The organism is Hylemonella sp. P2_B10 (assembly GCF_056404875.1).
The window spans coordinates 1,506,437-1,530,774 of record NZ_JBFUDE010000001.1 but is presented as its reverse complement, the minus strand read 5'-3'; the positions used below and the strand labels follow the sequence as shown (position 1 = coordinate 1,530,774).

The following is a 24,338-nucleotide window of genomic DNA, read 5'->3' as shown; positions in this document are numbered from 1 at the left end:
CCAAATCGATCAATAATCGATCGAAACGACTAGAGGTATGCTGGCAATGACTGAATCAGAGAAGCCGTGGATGACCCCCGCAGAGGTGGCGCAGCGGATGAAGGTGTCGCCCATCACGGTGCGGGGCTGGTCGCAACGGGGGCTGCTGGAGGCCGAAATCACCCCCGGCGGCCACCGCCGTTACAGCCGCGAGGTGGTGGAGCGCTTTGCGCGCTCCGGGAACCCTTCTGGCAACAAGGGACCGCTGCGTATCCTGATCGTGGACGACGATCAGGCGTTGGTGGGCTTCCTGGTGGAACTGCTGGGCGATTACAACGGCCAGACACTGTTGGAGACCGCCTACGACGGCTTCGAGGCGGGCCATAAGGTCATGGCGTTCCGCCCCGATGTGGTGCTGCTGGACCTGATGATGCCCGGCATGCGGGGCACGGAGGTGTGCAAGCGCATCAAGAGCTTCCCCGGTTATGCCGGCATCCGCGTGTTCGGCATGAGTGGCTACCTGACGCCGGAGAATGAGCAGGAACTGCTGGCCGCCGGCGCCGAGCGCTGCTTTGCCAAGCCGCTGGACACCGACGCCTTGCTGCTGGCGCTGGGCTTGCAGGACTGAAGGCGGCAACAACCGGCGATGTCAATGAAGCAGCTGAGCACCTCCAACCGCCTGATCCTGCTGGTGGCCGTGCTGGCGTCGCTGCTGGTGGGCGTGGGCTGCGTCGGCCTGGTGGGCATCTACAAGACCAATGACGCGCTGCAGCGGGTCTATGCCGACCGCACCGTGCCGATGTGGCAGTTGTCGGAGGTGCAGCGGCTGATGCAGCGCACCTGGCTGGTGATTGCCGTGGGGCAGGAATTCCGCGACCCCGGCACCATTGACAAGTACCTGGCGGACGCCGATGCCAACCTGGACACCGTCAACCAGCTGTACGGCCAGTACCTGCAAACCGGCATGACGCCGGAGGAAGAGGTGCTGGCGCAGGCATTCCAGAAGGACCTGCGGCGGTTCCAGGACGAGGGCCTGCGCCCGGCGCTGGCAGCGTGGCGGGCCAACCGGCTTGACGAGGTGCGCCGCATGCAGACGGAGGTGATGATTCCCCTGTCAGTCCCCTACCGCGAAAGGTTGCAGGCCCTGAGCAAGCTGCAGCTGGAGGTGGCCAACGAGGAGTACCAGGACGCCAGGACCCGCTTCAACTACATCCTGCTGGCAGCCTTTGCGTCGATGCTGGGCGGGCTGGGGTTTGCCGTGTTTTTCGGCCGCTTCCTGGTGCGCAGCATCGTCAAGTCCAACGCGGAGTTTGAGCAGTCGCTGATGGCCAAGCGCGACCTGGAGCGCCAGCTGCAGCAATCGCAAAAGGCGCAGGCGCTGGGCCAGCTGACCGGCGGCATTGCGCATGATTTCAACAACATCCTGACGGCCATCCTGGGCTACGCCAAGCTGGCGCTGGACAAGCATGTGCCGGACAAGGAGTCCAAGCTGGCCAGGTATCTGCGCGAGGTGATCGCTTCCAGCGAGCGGGCGCGCGACCTGGTGGCCAAGATGCTTTCCTTCACCCGCACCCAGCCCAGCGACAACGTGCGGTTGATCCAGCCCACCACAGTGGTGCGCGAGGTGGAGTCCATGCTGAGCCACGCCATCTCCTCCAGCATGGAGCTGCGCTGCCACATCGATGACGAGACGCCCATCCTGATGGATGCCAGCGAGCTCAACCAGATGCTGGTGAACCTGGTGATCAACGCGCGCGACGCCATTCAGACGCATGGCCAGGACCATGGGCGCATCACCATCAGCGTGCGCAGGACGGCGGTGGACAACCAGATCAGCCTGACCAGCCAGCGGCGCATCTCGGGTCAGTTCCTGGCCATCGAAGTGGCCGACACGGGCACGGGCATTCCGGTGGAGGTGCTGCCCCGGATATTTGACCCCTTCTTCACCACCAAGGACGTGGGCAAGGGCACTGGCCTGGGCTTGTCGATGGTGCAGGGCATCATGACGCGCGCCGGCGGGCATGTGCTGGTGAGCACGGCCCTGGGCCGAGGCACACGCTTCGAGCTGCTGTTTCCGCTGCAGGGCTGAGTCTGCTGCCGCGCTGCTATTGCTCAGCAGGTACGGCCAGAAACACGCGACCCCCATCGATCTTCACCGGGTAGCTGCGGATCGCCTCGGTGACCGGCTCGCAGGTGGCCTGGCCGCTGCGGATATCAAATCGCCCCTGGTGCAGCGGGCATTCGATCTCGTGGCCCAGCAGGAAGCCTTCGCACAGCCGCGCGTGGCCATGGGTGCACAGGTTGTCGGTGGCGAAGAGCTCGCCTTCCACGCTGTACAGCGCAATCTCCCGCCCGGCCACCTGGAGGGCGATGACGTCATCGGCGCGCACCTCGTCCGCGGCTGCGGCGTCTGTCCATTCGGTGTTGCTCATGGGGCTTCTCAGATGGGGTAGATGATGGAGTTGGGGATCATTTCGCTGTCGTAGATCACCTGGCGCGAGGCGAACTTCAGCCCCTGCGGCGTGCGCACCACCACATCGATGTAGCGCCCGACGCTGAACACGCTGGACAGCTCCGACAGCTTGGTGCGGAACACCGCGTAATTGGCTTCGCACTCGAAACGGTCTGCCTCAAACTTGAGGATGACGGGCGCGCCGACCACCGCGCGCTGGTAATACGGGTCGTGGAACAGCGTTTCGCGAATGCCGTAGACGCGGTCCTTCAGCATGCCCTTGCTCTCGAACGACAGCGTGGCCAGCGGGAAGCCGCGCTCGAAGTTTTCGCGCGGTTGCAGGCGGTAGCTGCAGTCGTCGGTGAAGAACTCGGGCCACAGGTCCCATTGGCCGGAGCTGATGGCGGCGGCGTAGCTGGCGTAGAGCTGGGTCAGCGCGAGGTAGTCGGGGAAGTCCATGCTCAGTCCTCCATCTGCTGGCGCCAGTAGGCGTACATGCCGCGTATCAGCGTTTCGGTGACCATGTGGTCGGTGTCGCCCACGTCGCGCCCGCCCAGCTCGGCCAGCGTGCGGTGGAAGGGCTTTTGCTCGAAGCCCTTTTGCGACAGCTCGATCACCTCGCCATCGTCGGCCGACACGAAGCCGGCCGGGCCGAACAGGTTGGCCTGGCGCAGGCGGCGCTGCGTCATCTCTTTGGTGTCGTCTTCAAAGCCGAAGTGCGTCCAGACAAAGTCGAACGCGCCGGGGCCGCTGGGCTGGATGTGGCGGGTGGAGACGCTGTTGACCTGCTGCTGCAGGATAACGCTGGGGAACAGCGTCATCATCACCGCCGTGGGGCCGTCCCACCAGGGTTCGGGAACGATGTCCAGGAAGCGCGGGTCGTTCAGTTGCATGCTCTCCTTGAAGCTGGCGACCTGCGTCACCTGGTCGGCTTTGCCGCTGGCGCCGCGGGTGGAGATCATGGCGGCATGGCGGCCATGGGCGTCCATCTTCAGCTCTGACTTGTTGTCGGCGCGCCAGAGGCCGAAGGTGACGAACCAGGTGTGCAGCAGGCCGGGGTGGTAGGGGTCCTTGATGTTCTCCTGCATCAGCTTCCAGTTGCCGGGGATGCGCTGGCGGTTGTAGCCCAGGATGGTGAGCTTGCGGCCATTGAACAGGCGGTCGAAGTAGCCCAGGATGGCCGGGCCCATGAAGTCTTCCAGCGACTCCACGTCCGGATCGAAGGACGCGAACACCACGCCGCCGCGCGCGGCCACCTTGAGCTTGTTCAGGCCGTGCTCGGCGGGGTTGAAGTCGGCCGGCATGCCACCGTTGACCTTGCCCTCCTGCTTGACGCCACGGCGAAACGGCACGCCCTGCAGGTCACCCTGCAGCGTGTAGTTCCACTGGTGGTAGGGGCAGGTGAAGCCGGCGCCCTTGCGGTTGCCGTGGCGCTCGCGGCAGAACTGCATGCCGCGGTGGGCGCAGACGTTTTCCACCACGTGGATGGCGTGGTCGGCGTCACGCACCATCAGCACCGAGCGTTCGCCGATCACCGTGCGCTTGAAGTCGCCGGGGTTGGGAATCTCGGCTTCCAGGCCGACGTAGCACCAATGCTTGCGGTAGAACAGGCGCTCCAGCTCCTTGCGGTGCTGGTCAGCCTGGGTGTAGGCCATGAAGGGGATGCGGCTGGTGCCGCTGCTCTCCCAATGGATTGTGTGTGGGAACACGGGGGTGGCGGCGCTGTCCATGCGGGTCTCCTGGTGGGGGTGTGGCGTCAGGGCGCGACGGTGACGGTGATGTCGCCCAGGCCGGCGATGGCGCCGTGCAGCACGTCGCCACGCTGCACCGCGTTCACGCCCTCGGGCGTGCCGGTCATGATCAGGTCGCCGGGCTCCAGCGTCTCGAACTGCGACAACACGGCGATGCATTCGGAGACCGACCAGATCAGCTTGGCGATGTCGGAGGCCTGGCGCGGCTGGCCGTTGACGGTGAGGGTGATGGCGCCAGCGCCGGGGTGGCCCAGGTCCTGCGCGCGGTGGATGGCGCCTATGGGCGCCGAGGCGCTGAAGGACTTGCCGAATTCCCACGGCCGGCCCTTGTCGCGTGCTTCCAGCTGCAGGTCGCGCCGCGTCATGTCCAGGCCGACGGCGTAGCCGTAGACGTGCGCCAGCGCATCGCTGGCGGCGATGTCGGCGCCGCCCTGGCCTATGGCCAGCACCAGCTCGATCTCGTGGTGGAAGTTGGCGGTCTTGGGTGGGTAGGGGATGGTGGTGGTCTGCGCGGCGTCCACGCTGGCCTGCGCGGGCTTCATGAAGTAGAAGGGCGGCTCGCGCTCCGGGTCCTTGCCCATCTCGCGCGCATGGGCGGCGTAGTTGCGGCCGACGCAGAAGATGCGGTTGACGGGCCAGCGCTCGGCGTGGCCGGCGATGCTGAGGGTGTGCTGTGTGGGGGCAGGGACGGCGTAGTGCATGGAGACAGGGGTGGGAGTTGGGCGGTTGAAGTCGTTCACAGGCGCTGCTCGCGCCACAGCCCCAGGGCCTGCTGCACCGGCCGGTCGGAGAAGCTGAACAGCGTCAGCGGCTTGCCGGCGCGCAGGCGCAGCGTGTGCCAGGAGGGGACGACGAAGACATCGTTTTCGCTGAAGGCATGGGTGGTGCCGTCTATCTCGGCCTCGCCGTCGCCTTCCAGGCAGACGTACACCGTGCCATCGGTGCAGCGGTAGGGCTGGGTCTCGAACCCAGCGGGCAGCGCCTGCGCATAGGCGCCCATGGTGGGCATGGGCGAGGCGCCGGTGGCGGGGTTGACGTAGCGCAGCTTGTGGCCCAGGTGGGCGTCTGGCGCGCTGCCGTGGACCATGCCCTGCAGCGCGGCCTGGGTCTGGGTGTAGGGGTAGACAAACAGGCGCGTGGGCTCGCTGGGTGTTTGCTGAAAATCCACCGGCAGCATGTTGGCGCCGTAGCGCGCCAGCGCGTCGCCTTCGGGGCGCAGCGGGGCCTGCGACGATTGCGCACTTCTCTCGGAAAAGCCGGCAGCCAGAAAGCGCAGCAGCGGGATGTCCAGGCCATCCAGCCAGACCACCGGCTGGGTGCCCAGGTTGCCGTGGTCGTGCCAGGTCCACGACGGGGTGATGATGAAGTCGCCCCGGTGCATGGTGGTGCGCTCACCATCTACCGCCGTGTAGGCGCCTTCGCCATCGAGCACCAGGCGCAGTGCGGACTGGGTGTGGCGGTGTGCCGGCGCCACTTCGCCGGGCATGATCAGCTGCAGGCCGGCGTACAGCGACGTCGTGATGCACGACTGGCCGCGCAGCGCCGGGTTTTCCAGGATCAGCACACGGCGCTCGGCCTCTTCGGCCGTGATCAGGCGGCCGGCCTCCATCACCTGCGCGCGCACCTCGCTGTAGCGCCACAGCGCGGGCACTGCGTCGGTGCGGGGGGAGGGGGGCACCAGCGCGCCCAGCACTTCCCACAGCGGCGTCATGTGGTGCTGGGCGATGCGCTCGTAATACTGGCTGCGGGCGGCCTGGGTGGCGGCCTGAGCGGCGGCATGTGGCATGGGGTGTCTCCGATGGGGGCGGCGTCATGATTGCGCCGTCTTTGATATAAGGCAATAGAATTCAATCAATACATCACATTGATTTGGTGAATAAAGCCATGGAACCGGCATGGAACTGAAGGACATGGACCTGAACCTGCTGGTGGTGTTCAACCAGCTGCTGACCGAGCGCAGCGTGTCGAAGGTGGCCGACACGCTGGGCCTGTCGCAGCCGGCGGCCAGCAATGCGCTGGCGCGCCTGCGCAAGCTCACCGACGACCCGCTGTTTTTGCGCACCACCCGGGGCATGGAGCCCACGCCTTTTGCGCAGCAATTGGCCGAGCCGGTGGCCATGGCACTGGGCATGATCCACAGCGCCGTCAACCAGAAGACATCGTTCGAGCCGGCGAAGGCCCAGCGCGCCTTCACGGTGGGCATGACGGACATTGGCGAGATCTACTTCCTGCCGGCCTTGATGGAAGCGCTGGCCAGGGTGGCGCCCGGTGTGACCATGAGCACGGTGCGCAACAGCAACGTGAACCTGCGCGACGAGATGGAGGCCGGCCGCATCCACCTGGCGCTGGGCTTGCTGCCGCAGCTGAAGGCAGGCTTCTTCCAGCGCCGGCTATTCCGCCAGCGCTATGTCTGCATGTACCGCAAGGGCCACCTGCTGGACAAGCGCAAGATCTCGCTGGCGGAGTTTTCAGCGGCGGACCACGTGGTGGTGGTCTCCGAAGGCACCGGCCACGGCAGGGTGGACGAGTTGCTGGAGCGCGGTGGCGTGGCGCGCAAGGTGCGGCTCACCGTGCCGCACTTCGTGGCGGTGGGGCACATCCTGCAGCACAGCGACATGGTGGCGACGGTGCCCGAGCGGCTGGCGCAGGCACTGGTGGGGCCGTTCGGGCTGGCCTATGCCAACCACCCGGCGGCGCTGCCGGAGATTGCCATCAACATGTTCTGGCACGCCAAATACCACAAGGACCCGGCCAACGAGTGGCTGCGGGGGCTGGTGTTTGGCACGCATGCGGACCAGCGGGCCGTGGCCTAGCCCATCCGCTTTACCATCCCTGTAACTTATTGGCTTCAACGCTTTTCATGAATTCTGCGGCTGACACGCTGGCTCACATCGTCCACACGTATGGCAAGCAACCCCTGGTGTTGCTGGCCCTGTTTCTGACCGCCTCTTTCCTGATGATCTGGCGGTTGCAGGCCATGGAGAGCAAGGGCTTTGAAGGCACCGTGCTGGGCACGCTGATCATGCCCTACTGCTCGGGCTTTCCCAACCTGGTGTTCGCCTATGTGATGAGCCGCTCGGCCGGCAATGGCGGCCAGGTGGTGGAGAACTGCCTGGTGAACAACGTCACCAACCTGACGTTGATACTGGGGGTGTCGGCAATTTTTGCCGCTGCGGGCGGCGCGCAGGCAGGTGGCGCCAGCAGAAAGGCCAGGCCAGCCGCGAGCCTGCAACGCATCCGCGGGCTGGAGGTGCTGTTCAGCCTGGTGGCGCTGTTCCTGTTCACCGGCACGCTGTGGGCCCTGGCCAAGGACGGTGTGGTTGATTTCTATGACGGCCTGGTGCTGATCGCGCTGTTTGTGTTCTGGCAGGTCTTGCACGTGTTTGAAATCCTGAAGGACAACATCCGCAAGAACAAGGCTTTTCAATGGTCCATCGTGTTCGACCTGGCGGTGATTGCCGGCGGCGCCTATGGTGTGTACTACACCATTGACCACCTGGTGACGTGGGTGTCTGGCGCGGGCAACGCGTATGTCGACATGGCCAACCTGGGTTGGCTCAGCGGCCTGCTGATGGTGGTGCCCAATGCCTTGATCGCGCTGTACTTCGCGCGCCGGGGCCGGCAAGACATTGTGCTGAGCTCGCAGATTGGCGATGGGCACATCTGCATCCCCATGTGCATAGGCCTGTTTGCCGTGTTCAATGCGATCCAGGTGCCAGACATGTTCCAGACCGGCGTGTACGTGATCCTGGGCGCGGGGGTGGTGCACTTTTTGTCGGTGGCCATCCTCAAGGGCTTGCCGCGCTTGCTGGGGGTTGGGCTGCTGGGGGCTTATGGGTTCTTCGTTTACGCGGGCATTGTGCATTGAAGGTGGAAGGTTGGCACATTTCGACCAGTTGCGGACGGTCGCAAGCGTTCAGTCAAATGTCTGCTTCGGCTGGAAGCGGACGATTAACGCCCACGTTAGGTCGCCGCGCGCAGGCACAGCCGTGGTTTTGACTTTTTCAGCGAAGTTTATGTCGTGGCCTCCTTAAGCCAGCCACGGGAAACGCGTATTCAACAAATGCATGACCACCATCTCGATGGCGATGCTGACTTACGGCGGCAGCCAGATCGCCAACTGATGCCCCACCGTATGCAGCCATGATCGCCGCAATGGTGCTCCACGATTCCAACAGGAAGCCTCAGTGGTTGAATTTGCTGGTCCGCAGAATGGTGCCGGGCGATGTGCCCAACTCCTTGGCAAAGACGCTTGTCATGTGGCTTTGGCCGGAAAAGCCGCAAGCCTGCGCGATGGCGGCCAGCGACAAGTGGCCGGACTGGATCAGCGCATGGGCACGCTCCACCCGCTTGAGCAGCACGTAGCGGTGCGGCGACTGCCCGTAGCTGTTGCGAAACAGACGCGTGAACTGAGCTGGGCTGAAGCCGGCGGCATCGGCCAGAGCCATAAGCGACAGATCGCCCGCCAGGTCCAGCGCGATGAACTCCTCGACCCGGCGGCGCTGCGAGGACGACAGGCCACCGCGTTCACGCCGTGCCATGCCCGCCGAGGCGCCCGCGCCGCGCAACTGCGACAGGCGGAGCAGCAGGCCCAGCGACAGCGACTGCGCGTACAGCGCGCCGCTGGGGCAGCCGGCGGTCACCTCGCGCAGCATGCAGCGCAGCACCGCTTCGATTTGCGGGTCGTAGAACTCGGTGTCTTGGCGCCAGCCGGTGTGCGCCAACTCCGTGTCTTGCAAGCCAATAGACGACAGGGCGCCGGCGTCCAGGTCCAGCATGATGCGGCGCACGGAGCGGCAGCTCCATTTGCAAAAACGCGGCTCGATCTGGCCGTTGAACAGGCCCATGGCGCCGGCGCCTATGTCCTTGTGCTCGGTGTGGCGTGCAAAGCCGAACTCGGCCCGTGCGCGCCCGGTGTCCAGCATGGCCAGCAGCGGGCGCGGCCAGGCGATGTTACGCGCGTAAAGCTCCGGTGCCGCGCTGAACCAGCCCAGCGCCAGCCCTTTCCAGCGCGCGAGGAACTGCGGCGGCAGCAGGCTTTGCTCCGCATGGACATTGGGTGAATCCGTTTCCATTTCGCGCGCGCTCATGTGCGCAGATTGTAGGCAGCGGGTGCCCGAACAACAGGGTCCAAACGGCATAGCAGCTATGTCGGCAAGCGATATGAGCGCTAGCGCGGCGCGTGCCGGGTCGGCATGGGCCTGGGGTTTTCCCTGGGCTGTATCTGTTTTTGAAATCTTGATCTGTTTGTGAAAGACCGCCGGGGGCTCTTTCGGTGCAATCGCGGGTGTTCGCTCATCACAATCGGAGACATCATGCGTTCAGCCCTTGGCAACAAAACAGCCTTTCATGGATATTTCGCGGCGGCGGCGCTGGCCGCGTCGCTTAGCTTGAGTGCTTGTGGCGGCAGCGGCGGCGACTCTGCCGCGGCACCAGCCCCCGCGCCGGTGGCCATTGCACCAGTGACGGAATGCTCTATGACCGGCATAGGCGCGGCCACGCTGCTGGCCGACGCACCGGTGACCATTCTGGAAGCTTCTACCGGCACCGCCGGCACGGTGCCCTATTGCCTGGTGAAGGCGCGGGTGGCGCAGGCCGTCAACATCTGGGTCACGCTGCCCATGGGGGGAAAGTGGAATGGCGACCTGCGCTCCCAAGGGGGCGGCGTGTTCGCCGGCTCGGTGGGCGCGGAAACGAACGCGGCCGCGTTGGGTTACATGGGCATCCAGACCGACACCGGCCACTCGGCCTTTTTCCTCGACGGGTCCTTCGCCATGGCCTCCCCCGGCGTGGCCAACACCGCGCTGATGGAAGACTTCGCCTACCGCTCCGAGCACCTGATGGCGGTGCTGGGCAAGCAGTTGGCCAAGGCCTTTTACGGGCAGGCGCCCAACAAGTCTTACTGGTTCGGCTGCTCCACCGGCGGGCGCCAGGGCATGATGATGGCGCAGCGCTACCCCGAGGACTATGACGGCATCCTGGCCGGCGCGCCGGCCATCCATTGGGACCGTTTCCAGGCGCAGCAGATCTGGCCCCAGGTGGTGATGCGCCAGGATCTGGGTTATGTGCTGTCTGCGCCGAAACAGGCCCTGGCCACCAGCCGCGCCATTGCCGCCTGCGACGCCGCCGACGGCGTGACCGACGGCGTGATCGACAACCCGTCCAGCTGCGCCTACAACCCGGTGAGCGACACCACCATCACGAAAGCCGCTTGTTCCTCATCGGACAACACCTGCCTGTCGGTGGCCGAGGCCAATGTGATGCAGAAGATTTGGGGCGGTGCGCGTAACGCCAGCGGCGTGCAGCTGTGGCCCGGCACCAGCCGTGGCGCCACCACCGTGTCCATGGCGGGCACCACGCCCTTCCCGGCTGCCACGGAGCAGGGCAAGTACTGGGTGTACCTGGACCCGAACTGGGACTGGGCCATGCTGACGTATGCAAACTACGAGGCCTTCTTCAACAAGACCGTGGCCATGATTGGCCCGCTGATAGGCACCGACAACCCCGACCTGTCTGCCTTCAAGGCGCGCGGCGGCAAATTGATCAGCTACCACGGCTGGGCTGATCCGCTCATCATGTCAGAGGGCACGGTGCAGTACTTCCAGGCGGTACAGACAAAACTGGGAGGCGCCACGGCGGTGAACTCGTTCGCCCGGCTGTTCATGGTGCCCGGCATGGGCCATTGCAACGGTGGCGACGGGCCCAACGTGTTCGGCCAGGAAGGCACCGCCCCCCAAGCGGATTCTGACCACGACATCTTCAAGGCACTGGTGAAGTGGGTGAACACCGGAACCGCCCCGGACAAGGTGATTGCCACTAAATACACGAACAATGATGCCACTCAGCCCATCTTGCGCAGTCGTCCGCTTTGCGCGTGGCCAGCAGTGGCCAAATACAAGGGCTCGGGGAGCACTGACGATGCCGCGAACTTCAGTTGCAACTAGCGCTGTTCAGAGAAGATCGATTCTCGTCATAAGACTGAAGTGAAGAGACTTGCCTAGTATGCGGCGCGCTGTCGGCCATCTCAACTATCCGGCTGGTTGTGGCAGAGAACTTCGCTTCCCGCCGCGTGTTAGCGACTTCAGGCCGTGGCTACGCACCGTAGGCAGCCATAAAAACGCGCACGGCCTCGCGCAGAAGAGCCCTGTTTTCCCGGGAATCCGGCATCTCGAGCTTCAGCAGTCCGCGAATGTGCCCGGAGCCGAGGAATATCGACAGGAACAGGTCCGCTGCCTGACGCGGGTTCCGCACGTTCAACGTACCTGCCGAGTCGGCACGGCGCAGGTATTCAGCCAGCTCGCCGTTCACACGCTCCGGGCCGTCCTTGTAGAACGCACGGCAGACTCCCGGCTGCACCCCCGCGACGCCGTAAACAGCGCGCATCGCGCCCAGGGCGTCGTCCCCGCGCGCGAGTGCGAGAAACCGGGCGCCGATCGCCAGCAGCGCTTTCTCCGGTTGGTCCGGGTCCAGCGGCCCTGCGCTCGGGACGCCAGCCACCACCGTCGCCGTCCTGTCGCGCACGACCGCCTGAAATAGCCTCTCCTTGGAGCCGAAGTTGTTGTACATGGTCGTTTTAGACACACCGGCGTCCGCGGCAATGGCATCCATGCTGGCACGCTCCAGGCCATGCTCGTTGAAGTGCTTTTGCGCCGCTTCCAGCATGCGCCGGCCGCGCTCGGGATCGCGTGGCCGCCCGCGTTGGGGCGTGGGAGAGGACGGAGCTGGGGGGCTGACCATGGCAGATTTAGTGGATTTGACAGTTCACTATAGCGCACACCAATTATTGAACTTGTAGTCCAGTAACTGAGGGCGATCCGAGGAACCCCACAATGCAACAGCTGATCGACTGGCCAATTGGCAGTGTGATCCGCACGAGAAGCGGCAGCTGCAGTGGACCATTAACCATGGCGGACTCTTGAAATATTAAATGAACTTGACAGTTCACTATATCAGCCGTACATTACTGAACTCGTAGTCCAATAATCAATCGATCTATGACTTTCTACTCCTGGCGCAGCCACGGGTCGGCCCCCCGGGCAACCCGGCTCCTGTCGCTCGCGGCATGGGCCATGCTGACGGCATGCTCGACACCCCCCGTGCAGCCTCCCGCGCCCTCGGTGCCCCTCGCGGCCACCTTTGCCCACAGTCATGCGGCACAGACGGAAGGCGCGGTCGCGGGCGCAGCGTGGTGGGCCGCCTGGGGCGACACCACTCTCACCGCGCTGGTTGAGGAAGCGCTGGGCGCCAACCAGGAAATCGCCATCGCGCTTCGGCGCGTCGCCCAGGCCCGCGCGGGCGCGGATGCCCAGGCCTCTCGCTTGTGGCCGGAGGTGGGCGTGCAGGCTTCCGCATCGCGCAGCAGCAGCGGCTTGCCTGATCCCGTTAAGCAAGGGATGCCCGACACACGCGCGCTGCGCGTAGGGATCGACGTGGCGTGGGAGATCGACTTGGCAGGGGGCGTGCGGGCTGCGCGTGACGCAGCACAGGCCGACACCACGGCGGCGGCTGCAGGAGTGCAAGGCGCCCGCCTGCTGGTCGCCAGCGAGGTAGCGCGCCAGTATTTCGTGCTTCGCAGCGCCCAAGAGAGGCTGCGCATCGTGCTGGCCCTGGCACAGGCGCAACGGGACACCGCCAGCCGCGTGGAAAGCCGCCTGCGCGAAGGTCAGGCAAGTGCGTTTGACCACGACCGCGCGCGCGCCGAAGCCGACGCGCTGGATGCCCAGGTGCCCGCGCTGCGGATTCTGGTCGGCACCACGCAGACCAAGTTGGCCGTGCTGCTCGGCCGCAACCCGTCTGTGCGCATTGTCGACGCCGACGACGGCTTCACGTGGCCGGCAGCGCGCGCCATCGCGGCGGGCCAGCCCAGCGAGCTGCTGAGGCGCCGCCCAGACGTGGTCGCCGCCGAGGCGCGGGTCGCTGCCGAGGCACTGCGCACCGCCGAAGCCCGGGCTCAGTGGTGGCCCAAGCTGTTCCTGAGCGCATTGGTGGGTCGCGAAGACTTGCAGCTCAATGCGCTCGATCTCGCGCCGGTTAACTTCTCCAACGTGGCGCTGGCCTTTGCGATGCCGATCTTCAACGCCGGGCGAATCGATGCCGGCGCTCGTGTGCAGTCCGCGCGCGCCGACGAGGCGTTGCTCATCTGGCAGAAGGCGGTATTGCTGGCGGTCCAGGAGGTCGAGGACAGCCTGCTCGTGCGCTCGCAGGAGGCCGAGCGCAACGCCGCCCTCGCGCTCACCGTCGAGCACCGCCGCCATTCGTTGCAACGCGCCGAGTCGCTGCAGCGTGAAGGACAGATCGACCTGCTAGCTCTGCTGGACGTGCAGCGCTCGGTGCTGGCCAGCGAACTGACCTTGTCGGAGAGCCGCCTGCAGCAGGCGCTGGCCGACGTGCAGCTCTACAAAGCCCTGGGCGGGGGATTTCCCATGACACAGCCCAGCACCGACATGACTTCACTTGCCGCAAGGACACTGCAATGAACGGCTCATTGAACAATATCTTCCCCGCCCTCTCCCTGTCGACCATCGCGGTCACCAGCCTGCTGTTGACCGCCTGCAGCGCCCCCCCCGCGCCGGCTACCATTGTGAAGCCGGTCTTCGTGACGACCGTGACACCGGCCAACTCCGCACAGAGTCGCAGTTTCACTTCGGTGATCCACGCCCGCGTGGAGACGGAGCTCGGATTTAGGACCGGAGGCAAGGTGGTCGAGCGCGTCGTGGAAGTCGGCGACAGCGTCAAGGCAGGCCAGGTCCTGGCCCGCCTGGATCCGGCCGACTACGAGCTGGCCGTGAAAGCGGCCGCTGACCAGGTGCAGGCCGCCTCCGTGGACGCGCAGCAGGCCGCTTCCGACGAGGCACGCTTTCGCCGGTTGTTGGCCGACGGTTCGGTTAGCGCCGCCGACCACGAGCGGCAGAAGGCGCGCGCGGACGCCGCTGCAGCGCGCCTGGACCAAGCGAATCGCCAGCTCGAGCTTGCGCGCAATCGCGAGGCCTACGCCACGCTGGTCGCTCCCTACGCAGGTGTCGTCACGACGCTGCGCTTCGAGCGCGGCCAGGTGGTCGCGGAAGGCCAGCCCGTGATGTCGCTGGCCCGTGACGGTGAACGCGAGATCGTCGCAGAGCTGCCCGAGGACTGGGTCGGCCGGGCACGAAGCCTGGTCGCCAAGGCAGCCCCTTGGAACGATCCGAAATCGCAGGTCCGTCTCGTGCTGCGTGAGCTCTCGCCGCAGGCCAGCGCACAAGGCCGGACTTACCGCGCGCGCTATTCGGCCGCGCCCGAATCGCGCGAACCCGTGGCTGCGCTGCCGTTGGGCAGCACCATGCAGTTGACGCTTTCGGCACCGCAGGCGGGCTCCGCGACCGCAATACTGCCCGTGAGTGCCTTGGTCAGGGGCAGTGGCCCCGCCGGCGTGTGGACTGTGAACGCCAAGGGTTCGGGCCTCGTGTTCACACCGGTCCAGGTCGTGGCCATTGACGACGCCACGGTGCAGGTCACGGGTCTGACCATGGGCAGCAAGGTTGTCAGCGTGGGCGCTCAGAAGCTCGATGCGGGCACTGCCGTGCGCGCCATCGAGCGCACCCCCGACGCTGCAACGACCTCTGTTGCGAAGAGCAGCACATGAAGCGCTTCAATCTTTCGGAATGGGCCGTCACGCACCGGCCCATGGTGCTGTTCCTGATCATCGCGACGCTGATCGTCGGCAGCCTGTCGTTCAGCCGCCTCGGGCGCCTGGAGGATCCCAACTTCGACGTGCCGCAGATGACGGCCATCGTCGTGTGGCCCGGCGCCACCGCGCAGGACGTGCAAGACCAAGTGCTCAACCGCATCGAGCGCCGCCTGCAGGAACTCGATCACTTCGAGTACGTGCGCAGCTTCTCGCGCCAGGGCTACGGCGGCATCACGCTCTGGATGAAGGGCGGCAGCAGCAAGGAGGAGCTGGATAACGCCTGGTACCAGGCGCGCAAGAAGATCGGCGACATGCGCCAGGAGTTTCCAGAGGGCGTGCGCGGGCCGTTCTTCAACGATGAGTACAACGACCGCTACAGCGTACTGTATGCATTGAGCGCACCCGATCTGTCGATGGCCGAACTGCTGACGCTTACCGAGGACGTGAAGCGCCGCCTCCAGAGCGTGCCCGGTGCCGCCAAGGTCGACGTGCTGGGCAAGCAGGCCGAGCGCGTGTATGTGGAGGTGTCGACCCGGCGCCTTGCATCGCTCGGCATCACGCCGACGGCGGTGTTCGACGCGCTGGCGCGCCAGAACCTGGTGACGCCTGCCGGTTCGGCCGACGCCCCGCACGACCGTGTGCAGGTGCACGTGGACGGGGAGTTCAAGAGCGTCGCTGATGTTGCCAACGTGACGCTGGAAGTCGGTGGTCAGTTGCTGCGATTGGCCGACATCGCCACCGTGCGCACCGGCTATGAGGATCCGCCCAGCTTCAGCATCCGGCACAACGGCGTGCCGGTCCTGGCCATCGGCGTGACCATGCAGCAAAACGGCAATGTGCTGGACTTCGGCAAGGCGTTGGAGCAGCGGCTGGCCCAGATCCGGCAGGAAATCCCGGCCGGGGTCGACATCCAGCAATACGCCGACCAGCCGCGCGTGGTCGCGGACTCGGTTTGGGAGTTCGAGCGCTCGTTCCTGGAAGCACTGGCGATCGTGCTGGCCGTCTCCTTTCTGTTCCTGGGCTGGCGCACCGGCATCGTGGTGGCGGCCTCGGTGCCGCTGGTGCTGGCACTGGTCGCAACCGTCATGCACGCCGCCGGCTGGGCGCTGGACCGCATCTCGCTGGGGGCGCTGATCATCGCGCTAGGCCTGCTGGTGGACGACGCCATCATCGCGGTCGAGATGATGGTGGTGAAGCTGGAGGAGGGCTGGGACCGGCTGCGCGCCGCCACCTACGCATACACATCCACGGCGTTCCCGATGCTGACCGGCACGCTGGTCACTGCCGCCGGATTCATGCCGGTGGGTTTCGCCAGATCGATCGCCGGACAGTACGCGGGCGGGATCTTCTGGGTCGTCGGAACGGCGCTGATCCTGTCGTGGCTAGTGGCGGTGGTCTTCACGCCGTACCTGGGTGTGCTTCTGTTGCCGAAGAACCTGACGAGCCAACACGAACACGGCGCTCACCACGACCCTTATGACCGGCCCGTCTACCGCCGGCTGCGCGGCATGGTCGACTGGGCAGTGCATCGCCGGGCCTGGGTGCTCGCCATCACGGTGCTGGTCTTCGCTATCTCTGGTGCCGGCATGCTGGCGGTGCAGCAGCAGTTCTTCCCCACCGCCTCGCGGCCGGAACTGCTGGTGGATCTGCGTCTGCGCGAAGGGGCGTCGTTCGCCGCCACGACCGCCCAGGTGAAGCTGCTCGAGGCCCGGCTCGCGAAGGACCCCGACATCGAGTTCTTCACTGCCTACACTGGTGCCGGCACGCCGCGCTTCTATCTGTCGATCCAGCCGGAGTTGCCGAACCCGGGATTCGCCCAGTTCGTCATCAAGACGGCTGGTATTGAACAACGCGAGCGGGTGCGCGCGCGCCTGATGGACCTTTTCGCCAAGGACGAGGCTTTCCCCGACGTCAATGCACGCGTCACGCGCCTGGAGTTCGGCCCGCCGGTGGGCTTCCCGGTCCAGTTCCGCGTCATCGGGCCCGAAAAGGCGCAGGTGCGCGAGATCGCCTATCGCGTGCGCGACGCGGTGCGCAAGAGCCCGCTGGTGCGCGACACGCAACTGGACTGGAACGAGCAGGTGCGCTCGGTGCAGATCCACGTCGACCAGGACAGGGCGCGCCTGCTCGGCCTGTCCAGCGCCGACATCCAGGGCCTGGTTCAGACCACGCTGGACGGTGCCCCGGTAACGCAGATCCGTCGCGGCGAAGAACTGATCGACGTGGTCGTGCGAGCCACGCCCGAGGAGCGCAAGCGCATCGGCCAAGTGGGCGACCTGCAGGTGTTCTCGCGCAACGGTGTCGCCGTGCCGCTGTCGCAGTTGGCCCGCATCGAGCCAAGCTTCGAAGAACCGGTGCTGTGGCGGCGCAACCGTGACATGGCACTCACCGTGCGAAGCGWTGTGGTGGATGGCGTCCAGGGCCCGGACGCCACGGCAAAGATCCGACCGTCTCTCAAGCCCATCATCGACAGCCTGCCGGCGGGCTACCGCATCGAGGAAGGCGGCGCAATCGAGGAGAGCGACAAGGCCAACGTTGCGTTGTTCGCCGTGTTCCCGGCCATGTTCGCAGTGATGCTGACCCTTCTGATGATCCAGTTGCAAAGCTTCTCGAGGCTGTTCATGGTGTTCATGACGGCACCGCTGGCACTGGTGGGCGTGGTGCCGGCGCTTCTGCTGTTCAACGCGCCCTTCGGTTTCGTCGCGCTGCTCGGTGTGATCGCGCTCAGCGGCATGATCATGCGCAACTCGATCATCCTGGTCGACCAGATCGACCAGGACATCGCCCGCGGGATCGCGCCCTGGGCCGCCATCGTCGAAGCCACGGTGCGGCGCTCGCGTCCGGTGGTGCTGACGGCCGCAGCGGCGGTGCTGGCGATGATTCCGCTCACGCACAGCGTCTTTTGGGGGCCGATGGCGATCTCGATCATGGGCGGACTGGTGGTCGCGACGGCGTTGACGCTGGTGTTTGTGCCGGCCCTGTATGCTGCTTGGTTCCGCGTCCGGCGCGACAGCCCGGCGGCGGCCTCCGGCATGGCGGCAGTGGCAACTCCAGCCTGAATGCAGGGCGGATCCGATGATCGTTCGCACCATCTTCCCGCCACAGCGGCACAGCGGCTCAGGCACGGCTGGCCGTGGGAATTGCCTGTCGCGGAACGATCGCGGCAGGAGCGTCGTCATTCGGTGCGACGCGCGACGCGGAGGCTTGATGTACCTCGAGCATCTGTTTGACATGCTCCGGCTGCGCCTGCTCGCATGCATTCTGGTGCTGTTGGGCGGTTGCGCGAGCCTGCCAGCGCACCAGCCCGCGCCACCTCGATTCGCAGTGTCCGACGTCTCCGGGACGCTTCTGGCGCGGGCGGCGGCGGCGACGCTGCCAGCGAGCGAGCCCGAACTGTCGGGCTTTCGCCTGCTGCCCGAGGGCCCGACGGCCTTTAACGCGCGCATCGACCTGGCTCAGCGCGCGCAGGTCTCCATCGACGCGCAGTACTACCTGATCGCCGACGATCCGATCGGGCGCCGGTTCCTGCGTGTTCTGCGCGACGCGGCAGCTCGCGGCGTGCGAGTGCGGCTGCTTGTCGACGACCTTTATGCTACGGGCCAGGATGAGATTTTGGCCGGCCTCGCCGCCTTCCCGAACGTGGAGGTGCGTCTGTACAACCCGTTGCCCGTCCGCGCCGGCTCGATCGCCACGCGGCTGCTGCTGTCGCTGCATGAGTTGAGCCGCATCAATCGCCGCATGCATAACAAGCTGTTCATCGCAGACAACAGCTTCGCGGTTCTGGGCGGGCGCAACATCGCTGAGGAATACTTCATGCACAGTGCGCAGGCGAACTTCATTGATCTCGACGTGCTGACTTGCGGGCCGGTCGTGCGGGAACTGTCGCGCGTCTTTGATACGTACTGGAACAGCGAACAGGTCTACGCGATCGGTCAGCTCTCCGGGCCCGGATCGCGCGCGCATTTCGACGTCCGGATCGGCCCGGAGCCCATGCGCATCGATGAGCGCAGCCGGGATTTGCTGGGTGCGACGTCACTCGCCGAGCAGTTCCAAAGAGGTTCACTTACGCTGGCGTTCGCCCGAGCCAGCGTGTTCGTGGACACGCCCGACAAGGGTGCCGGCCCGACTGTGACCGAACGGGCACTGCGCCTGTTCAGCGGCGCGCACGACGAAGTCATCATCGCGTCGCCGTATTTTATTCCTGGCGAGCGGGGGATGGCGCTGATACGTGCGGCCGGCGCCACGGACGAAAACGGACGCATCACGCTGATCACCAGTTCGTTCGGCTCGACCGATGAGCCACTGGCCTTCCGCAGCTACGCGCGCTACCGCGTGGACATGCTCAGGGCCGGCGTGCACATCTACGAGATTAGTCCGAGTCTGAGCCAGCGCTCCGGCAAGCTGCCGAGTTTCAAGCTCAGCCGGTCGCAGGCGCGCCTGCACGTGAAGGCCGCCGTGATAGACGGGCGCACGCTGTTCATCGGCTCGATGAACCTCGATCCGCGCTCGGAACGCACGAATACTGAGGTGGGCCTGGTGATCGAAAGCCCGGTGCTCGCGCAGACCGTCCGCGGCTTGACACACGACGCGCTGGCCAGCAGCGCGTACAAGCTGCGATTGTCGGCAGATGGTAGACGCATCGAATGGGTCGAGGTCGATACCAACGGCCAAGAAATCGTGCACACGAACGAACCCGACGACAACCCCTGGTTGCGCCTGTACCTTTGGCTAGTGGCGCCTTTCGTGTCCGATGAGCTGCTTTAAGGCCACGCTCATCGGAGTTGCCTCGTCCCCCCATCCATTCACAACACGGAGTAGATCACCATGAATGACGTCATCATCATTGGCGGCAGCTTTGCCGGTCTCGCCGCCGCCCTGCAACTCGGCCGTGCCCGGCGCAAGGTCACCGTTCTCGATACCGGCCTGCCCCGCAATCGCTTCGCCGCCCACTCGCATGGCCTGCTCGGCCACGATCACAAGCCACCGCTGGACATCCTGACCGAGGCGCGGCAGCAGTTGGCGCGTTATCCCACGATCAGGCTGGTCCGTGCCCGGGCCGACAGCGTCTCCGGCGCTATCGACGGCTTCATCGTCCTCACTGGCGAGGGCGAAAGCCTTGGGGCGCGCCGCCTCATCCTGAGCTATGGCGTCACCGACCAGATGCCTGATGTTCCGGGCTTTGCCGAAAGCTGGGGCACGTCTATCGTGCCCTGCCCCTATTGCGACGGTTTTGAGGTCGCCGGCCGGCATTGGGGCCTCATCTGGTCCGGCCCGCAGTCGCACAATCAGGTCAGGCTGTTCCTCGATTGGACCGACAAGTTGACTGTCTTCGCCGATGGTCACGACATTCCGCCCGATATCCAGGCCGATCTGGCGCGCCGCAACATACCTGTCGTCGATGGCCGTATCGTCGAGATCGCCCATCACAAGGGCCATATCACCACCGTCAATCTCGATACCCGCCACAAGATCGCGGTCGACGTCCTGTTCGCCCATCCGCGCAACAAGCCCTCCGCAAGCCTGCATCAATCACTGGGCTTAGCCACGGTGGATACGCCCACCGGCATCGTCCTCAAAGTCGACGAGCGCCGCCAAACCAGCATGCCTGGCATCTACGCCGCCGGCGACCTCACGATTCCCTTCTTGCCTTCGGTCACCCAGGCATCATCGCAGGGCGCAATGGCGGGCATCTTCGCCCAGCAATCGATGCTGGTTTGAGGGCCAGGTTCCCTTTGCCAGTTGCGTCGTCGCTTTGGCATCGGTTCGGCTTTTCCTTGCTTCGATCAAAGGGAGAGCCTAGTTAGGAACGAGTCAGAACAAGGATATGACATGGCAGGGAAAAATACGTATCAGACCGCCGACTGGAATGGTCAAAGCGGAGAGCGCTGGGTCGCCAACCAGGCCCGGCTCGACGCCGTGGCGGCGGTGTTCGGCGAGGCCGCGATCGAAGCCGTCGCGCCCGCGACAGGCGAGCGCGTGCTGGACGTCGGCTGCGGCGCGGGCGCGTCGAGTCTGGCTCTGGCCGCCCGCGTTGGCCCGGGGGGACAAGTGTTGGGCGTGGACATATCTGAACCACTGATCGGCCGAGCGCGCGCGCTTGCACCACAGGACACGTCGGCGCAGTTCGAGATGGCCGACGCCAGCAGCGCCGTGCTGCCCGAGGGCGCGTTCGACATCCTGTTCTCGCGTTTCGGGGTGATGTTCTTCGAGAATCCGACAAGGGCGTTCGCCCATATGCGGCGCGCGCTCCGGCCGGGCGGGCGGGTGGCTTTCGTCTGCTGGCGCGGCGCGGCCGAGAACGATTGGGCGCGCCTGCCGATGGGTGCGCTCAAGGGCATCGTCCCGTCGATGGCGCCGCCCGATCCCGAAGCGCCCGGTCCATTTTCGTTCGGCGACCGGGGGCGGGTGGCGCGCATCCTGGCGGCAGCCGGCTTTACCGATATCGCTATCGAACCCTTCGATGCTTCCGTCCCGTTCGGCGAGGGCGAGACGCGGGACGCTGCGATCGACGACGCGGTGAGGATGGCGCTCGAGGTCGGCCCGCTGTCGCGTGCGCTCTCTGATCTGCCCGACGACATCCGTGCCCGCGCCTCGGCTGCGGTTCGTGCCGTCTTCGCGGGCCTCCCCGGCGAGCGTTCGGTGATGATCGACGGCGCAGCGTGGATCGTCATGGCGCGCAATCCGATCAGACCTACCTCCTAACACAACTGATTCTCCTCACTCCACATCCTCTACACAAAAGAACTGCCATGTCGAATTCCAAAGTTGTCCTCATCACCGGCGTGTCGTCAGGTATCGGGCGCGCCGCCGCCACAAAATTTGCCGAACAAGGCTGCCGGGTCTTCGGCACCGTGCGCAACACGGCAAAAGCCCAAGCCATACCTGGCGTCACGCTCATTGAGATGGACATCCGCGACGATGTTTCCGTTGATCGAGGCATTCAGGCCATCATCGCGCAGGCCAAGCGCATTGATGTTCTGGTCAACAATGCGGGTGTGACCCTGCTGGGCGCGACTGAAGAAACCTCGATTGCCGAAGCCCAGACGCTGTTCGAAACCAACCTTTTCGGCCTCTTGCGCGTGATCAAGGCCGTGCTGCCGCACATGCGTCAGCAGCGTTCCGGTCGCATCGTCAATGTCAGCTCGGTGGTGGGCTTTCTATGTTCGCCGTACATGGCCTTGTATGCGGCCTCCAAATACGCTGTTGAAGGGCTGTCCGAGTCACTGGATCATGAAGTACGCCAATTCGGCATCCGCGTGTCGCTGGTCGAGCCCTCCTTCACCAAAACCAACCTTGATCTCAACGCGCCCCAGACCGCTGCCAGAATCCCGGACTACAGCAAAGAGCTTGCCATCGTCACCAAAGCCTTCCAGAACAACGTGCAAAAGGCGCCCACGCCTGAAGGCGTTGTGGCGACGATGGTCAGCGCGGCACTTGGTCCGTGGAAGATGCGCTACACGCCCAAGGGCGAAGCGTCCCTTCTGGCCAAGTTGCGCCGCTTCATGCCCGCTGGCCCGGTCGAAAAGGGTCTGCGCAAGACGTTTGGACTGGGCTGAAATCACAGCTGTGTTCACGGCCGGGTGCTAGACCTCATGGAGTGTTATGAGCGTGCTTGAACTGAAGGTTCCTCCCCCCATCGTGGCGCTTGTCCTTGCGCTTCTGATGTGGCTGACGCCAGCCGCCGCGGGCCTTGTGCAGATTCCCTATCCGGCCCGCGTGCTCTGCGCCGTCATTTTGGTGTGCGTAGGCCAAGGCATCAGCATCGCCGGAATGGTTGCGTTTCGGCGCGCCAAGACCACCGTGAACCCGGTTAAGGCAAGCTTGGCGTCCTCGTTGGTCGTCCAAGGCGTATACCTGTACACGCGCAACCCCATGTATGTTGGGCTCTTGCTCACCCTGTTGGCGTGGGCAGTGTTTCTTGCGAATCCGCTCGCTGTGCTGTGGGTTGTCGTGTTCGTGCTGTACATCACCCGGTTCCAAATCATCCCGGAAGAACGCGTGTTGGCGTCTCTATTTGGGGCAGAGTACGAGGCTTACAAAGGCAGGGTACGCAGATGGGTATGAGGCCTAACGGGTCTCCAATCATGACGATGATATTCACGCATATGCTCAAGGCGGCTGCGGAAGGCACTGCAAGTCCGCCTGACCCACTTGCGGCCATTGAATAGTGAAAGACCGCTTGCAGACGAATACCGATGTTGCGTACAGGACTGCCTAAGTCCGCTTCGGGCACAAAGTGGGCTTAACTCTATATCTGGTCTTGGGGGTTCCGATTTCGGGGCGCTCCTAGGATCAGGCTACCGTGGCACTCAGCGTAGCGGCATCCAGGCCGCAGGCGGGGACGGGCTGAAGATCCGCGGCCTCTGGCCATCGGCCTGTCCAGCTGCGGAGATGAGTGCCATGGTGGCCTGATCCCGCCAACCATCGCTGAAATTTGTCGAGTTCAGCCGGGCAACTCGCCCAGCGTCACGCGGTTGCGCCCACCTTCCTTGGACCGGTACAGCGCTGCGTCGGCCGCTGACAGGACGGCGGTGCTGTTGTCCTGGCTGTGGCAATGCAGCAGCGCGATGCCGAACGACATGGTGACGCGCAGGCGTTCGCCTTCCAGCGGGGTGCCGGCGGGCCCCATTTTCTTGAACGGGTGGTCCGCAATGGTCTGCCGCAGGCGGTCCACGATGCTGGCCACCTGGGCCTGGTCGGTGTCCTCGAAGATCAGCAGGAACTCCTCACCGCCATAGCGGCCGGCCACGTCCAGGTGCTTGCGCGTGAAGGCGTCAAACAGGCTGCCTACCTCCTGCAGCACCGCGTCGCCCTGGATGTGGCCATGCTGGTCGTTGATCTTCTTGAAGAAATCAATGTCTGCCAACACCACGGCGCCGACGCCGGAGGTCTTGCGTTTGCGCCGCTGCACCGCTTTCTCCAGCTCTTCGCGGATGGCGCGGCTGTTCAGCAGGCCGGTCAGCCCATCGATGCTGGCCAGTTGCTCGAACTGGGCCTTCATCAGCATGGCGCTGAGCATATTGCACATGATTTCGCAGGCCCGCACCTCGTAGGCCAGGGTGTCGGATTCGTCGCCAAAAAAGTCCCCCGCCAGCAGGTAGCCGTGGCCCAGGCTTTCGGGCATGTAGATGGCGCCCACGATGTCGCAGCCCCAGCCGGGGATGTTCATGGCCGACACGTTGCGGTGTTTGAAGGCCGCCACCTCGTTGGCGAATTCCGCCGGCGGGTGGTTGACGTCCAGGCAGATCTTGGCGCCCTGCACCAGGTCCGGCCGGTGGTGGCCGGGGCTGCACACGCCCACCACCTCCAGGATCAAGTCGCTTTCGATGACGTTGGCGATCTTGTACAGCACGCCAACGTGAAAGCCCATGACCTCGTTGACGATCTGCAGCGGCTTGTCAAAAACGCTGGTGCCTTGCAGCGGTTTGTTGGCCAACTCAAGGCTCAGCGCGCCCAGTTGGTCCAAAAGATATTCTGCGGAATGTGCCGTTTT

At 65.0% G+C, this 24,338-nt stretch carries 21 protein-coding genes; 13 read left to right on the top strand and 8 right to left on the bottom strand.

The window, feature by feature from the left end; all coding sequences use genetic code 11:
* The first annotated feature begins 70 nt into the window (after nucleotides 1-70).
* Nucleotides 71-607: a response regulator gene (locus AC1DX2_RS07170; protein ID WP_477195603.1), complete on the top strand. Its 537-nt coding sequence runs from the start codon at nucleotides 71-73 to the stop codon at nucleotides 605-607.
* Nucleotides 608-631: 24 nt separating this feature from the next.
* On the top strand, nucleotides 632-2,068 hold the full coding sequence (locus AC1DX2_RS07165; protein WP_477195602.1) for a Tar ligand binding domain-containing protein: 1,437 nt from the start codon (nucleotides 632-634) through the stop codon (nucleotides 2,066-2,068).
* A 16-nt stretch (nucleotides 2,069-2,084) separates the two neighbouring features.
* On the opposite strand, the gene AC1DX2_RS07160 is transcribed toward AC1DX2_RS07165, so the two are convergent.
* From AC1DX2_RS07160 to gtdA, 5 genes are read right to left on the bottom strand one after another with little or no spacing between them, the layout of a single operon-like run.
* The gene (locus AC1DX2_RS07160) at nucleotides 2,085-2,411 is read right to left on the bottom strand and encodes a non-heme iron oxygenase ferredoxin subunit (protein ID WP_477195601.1); all 327 of its coding nucleotides are present in this window, start codon (nucleotides 2,409-2,411) and stop codon (nucleotides 2,085-2,087) included.
* An 8-nt stretch (nucleotides 2,412-2,419) separates the two neighbouring features.
* The gene (locus AC1DX2_RS07155) at nucleotides 2,420-2,890 is read right to left on the bottom strand and encodes an aromatic-ring-hydroxylating dioxygenase subunit beta (RefSeq protein ID WP_477195600.1); all 471 of its coding nucleotides are present in this window, start codon (nucleotides 2,888-2,890) and stop codon (nucleotides 2,420-2,422) included.
* Nucleotides 2,891-2,892: 2 nt separating this feature from the next.
* Entirely contained in the window at nucleotides 2,893-4,161 is a 1,269-nt protein-coding gene (locus AC1DX2_RS07150) for an aromatic ring-hydroxylating dioxygenase subunit alpha (RefSeq protein WP_477195599.1), read from the bottom strand.
* Nucleotides 4,162-4,187: 26 nt separating this feature from the next.
* Complete coding sequence (locus tag AC1DX2_RS07145) at nucleotides 4,188-4,883, bottom strand: fumarylacetoacetate hydrolase family protein (RefSeq protein WP_477195598.1); 696 nt, start codon at nucleotides 4,881-4,883, stop codon at nucleotides 4,188-4,190.
* Between the two features lie 35 nt (nucleotides 4,884-4,918).
* Nucleotides 4,919-5,968, bottom strand: coding sequence for a gentisate 1,2-dioxygenase (gene gtdA, locus AC1DX2_RS07140; RefSeq protein WP_477195597.1), 1,050 nt, complete (start codon nucleotides 5,966-5,968; stop codon nucleotides 4,919-4,921).
* A gap of 109 nt (nucleotides 5,969-6,077) precedes the next feature.
* On the opposite strand from gtdA, the gene AC1DX2_RS07135 reads away from it, so the two are divergent.
* Together AC1DX2_RS07135 and AC1DX2_RS07130 are read left to right on the top strand one after the other, a co-directional pair.
* Nucleotides 6,078-6,995, top strand: coding sequence for a LysR family transcriptional regulator (locus AC1DX2_RS07135; RefSeq protein WP_477195596.1), 918 nt, complete (start codon nucleotides 6,078-6,080; stop codon nucleotides 6,993-6,995).
* A 47-nt stretch (nucleotides 6,996-7,042) separates the two neighbouring features.
* On the top strand, nucleotides 7,043-8,050 hold the full coding sequence (locus AC1DX2_RS07130; RefSeq protein WP_477195595.1) for a hypothetical protein: 1,008 nt from the start codon (nucleotides 7,043-7,045) through the stop codon (nucleotides 8,048-8,050).
* A gap of 316 nt (nucleotides 8,051-8,366) precedes the next feature.
* Here AC1DX2_RS07130 and AC1DX2_RS07125 read toward each other — a convergent pair whose 3' ends face one another.
* Nucleotides 8,367-9,272 carry a helix-turn-helix domain-containing protein gene (locus AC1DX2_RS07125; RefSeq protein WP_477195594.1) on the bottom strand — a complete coding sequence of 302 codons (906 nt, stop codon included), beginning with the start codon at nucleotides 9,270-9,272 and terminating at the stop codon, nucleotides 8,367-8,369.
* 225 nt (nucleotides 9,273-9,497) lie between these two features.
* On the opposite strand from AC1DX2_RS07125, the gene AC1DX2_RS07120 reads away from it, so the two are divergent.
* Entirely contained in the window at nucleotides 9,498-11,126 is a 1,629-nt protein-coding gene (locus tag AC1DX2_RS07120; protein ID WP_477195593.1) for a tannase/feruloyl esterase family alpha/beta hydrolase, read from the top strand.
* Nucleotides 11,127-11,274: 148 nt separating this feature from the next.
* On the opposite strand, the gene AC1DX2_RS07115 is transcribed toward AC1DX2_RS07120, so the two are convergent.
* Complete coding sequence (locus tag AC1DX2_RS07115) at nucleotides 11,275-11,844, bottom strand: TetR/AcrR family transcriptional regulator (protein ID WP_477195592.1); 570 nt, start codon at nucleotides 11,842-11,844, stop codon at nucleotides 11,275-11,277.
* A 332-nt stretch (nucleotides 11,845-12,176) separates the two neighbouring features.
* Here AC1DX2_RS07115 and AC1DX2_RS07110 point away from each other — a divergent pair, with 332 nt between their 5' ends.
* From AC1DX2_RS07110 to AC1DX2_RS07075, 8 genes are all read left to right on the top strand, one after another.
* Nucleotides 12,177-13,658 (top strand): efflux transporter outer membrane subunit, encoded by a 1,482-nt coding sequence (locus AC1DX2_RS07110; protein WP_477195591.1) that lies wholly within the window; start codon nucleotides 12,177-12,179, stop codon nucleotides 13,656-13,658.
* Entirely contained in the window at nucleotides 13,655-14,800 is a 1,146-nt protein-coding gene (locus AC1DX2_RS07105; RefSeq protein WP_477195590.1) for an efflux RND transporter periplasmic adaptor subunit, read from the top strand. Before AC1DX2_RS07110 ends, AC1DX2_RS07105 begins: the two co-directional genes overlap by 4 nt.
* The gene (locus tag AC1DX2_RS07100) at nucleotides 14,797-17,904 is read left to right on the top strand and encodes an efflux RND transporter permease subunit (protein ID WP_477195589.1); all 3,108 of its coding nucleotides are present in this window, start codon (nucleotides 14,797-14,799) and stop codon (nucleotides 17,902-17,904) included. The genes AC1DX2_RS07105 and AC1DX2_RS07100 overlap by 4 nt, the downstream gene beginning before the upstream one ends.
* A gap of 148 nt (nucleotides 17,905-18,052) precedes the next feature.
* Nucleotides 18,053-19,609, top strand: a complete 1,557-nt coding sequence (locus AC1DX2_RS07095) for a phospholipase D family protein (protein ID WP_477195588.1) — start codon at nucleotides 18,053-18,055, stop codon at nucleotides 19,607-19,609.
* 60 nt (nucleotides 19,610-19,669) lie between these two features.
* On the top strand, nucleotides 19,670-20,563 hold the full coding sequence (locus AC1DX2_RS07090; RefSeq protein WP_477195587.1) for an NAD(P)/FAD-dependent oxidoreductase: 894 nt from the start codon (nucleotides 19,670-19,672) through the stop codon (nucleotides 20,561-20,563).
* Nucleotides 20,564-20,674: 111 nt separating this feature from the next.
* On the top strand, nucleotides 20,675-21,547 hold the full coding sequence (locus AC1DX2_RS07085) for a class I SAM-dependent methyltransferase (RefSeq protein ID WP_477195586.1): 873 nt from the start codon (nucleotides 20,675-20,677) through the stop codon (nucleotides 21,545-21,547).
* Between the two features lie 47 nt (nucleotides 21,548-21,594).
* The gene (locus AC1DX2_RS07080; protein WP_477195585.1) at nucleotides 21,595-22,401 is read left to right on the top strand and encodes an oxidoreductase; all 807 of its coding nucleotides are present in this window, start codon (nucleotides 21,595-21,597) and stop codon (nucleotides 22,399-22,401) included.
* Nucleotides 22,402-22,447: 46 nt separating this feature from the next.
* Nucleotides 22,448-22,909 carry a methyltransferase family protein gene (locus AC1DX2_RS07075; protein WP_477195584.1) on the top strand — a complete coding sequence of 154 codons (462 nt, stop codon included), beginning with the start codon at nucleotides 22,448-22,450 and terminating at the stop codon, nucleotides 22,907-22,909.
* Nucleotides 22,910-23,288: 379 nt separating this feature from the next.
* Here the strand turns inward: AC1DX2_RS07075 and AC1DX2_RS07070 are convergent, their stop codons facing one another.
* Entirely contained in the window at nucleotides 23,289-24,311 is a 1,023-nt protein-coding gene (locus AC1DX2_RS07070) for a GGDEF domain-containing protein (RefSeq protein WP_477195583.1), read from the bottom strand.
* Nucleotides 24,312-24,338 lie beyond the last annotated feature (27 nt).

Excerpts from the sequence above, each read along its gene's own strand:
- AC1DX2_RS07105 (WP_477195590.1), top strand. The coding sequence starts at position 13,655 with ATGAACGGCTCATTGAACAATATCTTCCCCGCCCTCTCCCTGTCGACC.
- AC1DX2_RS07125 (WP_477195594.1), bottom strand. The coding sequence starts at position 9,272 with ATGAGCGCGCGCGAAATGGAAACGGATTCACCCAATGTCCATGCGGAG.
- AC1DX2_RS07110 (WP_477195591.1), top strand. The coding sequence starts at position 12,177 with ATGACTTTCTACTCCTGGCGCAGCCACGGGTCGGCCCCCCGGGCAACC.
- AC1DX2_RS07150 (WP_477195599.1), bottom strand. The coding sequence starts at position 4,161 with ATGGACAGCGCCGCCACCCCCGTGTTCCCACACACAATCCATTGGGAG.
- AC1DX2_RS07130 (WP_477195595.1), top strand. The coding sequence starts at position 7,043 with ATGAATTCTGCGGCTGACACGCTGGCTCACATCGTCCACACGTATGGC.
- AC1DX2_RS07155 (WP_477195600.1), bottom strand. The coding sequence starts at position 2,890 with ATGGACTTCCCCGACTACCTCGCGCTGACCCAGCTCTACGCCAGCTAC.
- gtdA (WP_477195597.1), bottom strand. The coding sequence starts at position 5,968 with ATGCCACATGCCGCCGCTCAGGCCGCCACCCAGGCCGCCCGCAGCCAG.
- AC1DX2_RS07160 (WP_477195601.1), bottom strand. The coding sequence starts at position 2,411 with ATGAGCAACACCGAATGGACAGACGCCGCAGCCGCGGACGAGGTGCGC.
- AC1DX2_RS07170 (WP_477195603.1), top strand. The coding sequence starts at position 71 with ATGACCCCCGCAGAGGTGGCGCAGCGGATGAAGGTGTCGCCCATCACG.
- AC1DX2_RS07075 (WP_477195584.1), top strand. The coding sequence starts at position 22,448 with ATGAGCGTGCTTGAACTGAAGGTTCCTCCCCCCATCGTGGCGCTTGTC.
- AC1DX2_RS07090 (WP_477195587.1), top strand. The coding sequence starts at position 19,670 with ATGAATGACGTCATCATCATTGGCGGCAGCTTTGCCGGTCTCGCCGCC.
- AC1DX2_RS07080 (WP_477195585.1), top strand. The coding sequence starts at position 21,595 with ATGTCGAATTCCAAAGTTGTCCTCATCACCGGCGTGTCGTCAGGTATC.
- AC1DX2_RS07095 (WP_477195588.1), top strand. The coding sequence starts at position 18,053 with ATGTACCTCGAGCATCTGTTTGACATGCTCCGGCTGCGCCTGCTCGCA.
- AC1DX2_RS07145 (WP_477195598.1), bottom strand. The coding sequence starts at position 4,883 with ATGCACTACGCCGTCCCTGCCCCCACACAGCACACCCTCAGCATCGCC.
- AC1DX2_RS07165 (WP_477195602.1), top strand. The coding sequence starts at position 632 with ATGAAGCAGCTGAGCACCTCCAACCGCCTGATCCTGCTGGTGGCCGTG.
- AC1DX2_RS07085 (WP_477195586.1), top strand. The coding sequence starts at position 20,675 with ATGGCAGGGAAAAATACGTATCAGACCGCCGACTGGAATGGTCAAAGC.
- AC1DX2_RS07135 (WP_477195596.1), top strand. The coding sequence starts at position 6,078 with ATGGAACTGAAGGACATGGACCTGAACCTGCTGGTGGTGTTCAACCAG.
- AC1DX2_RS07120 (WP_477195593.1), top strand. The coding sequence starts at position 9,498 with ATGCGTTCAGCCCTTGGCAACAAAACAGCCTTTCATGGATATTTCGCG.
- AC1DX2_RS07115 (WP_477195592.1), bottom strand. The coding sequence starts at position 11,844 with ATGCTGGAAGCGGCGCAAAAGCACTTCAACGAGCATGGCCTGGAGCGT.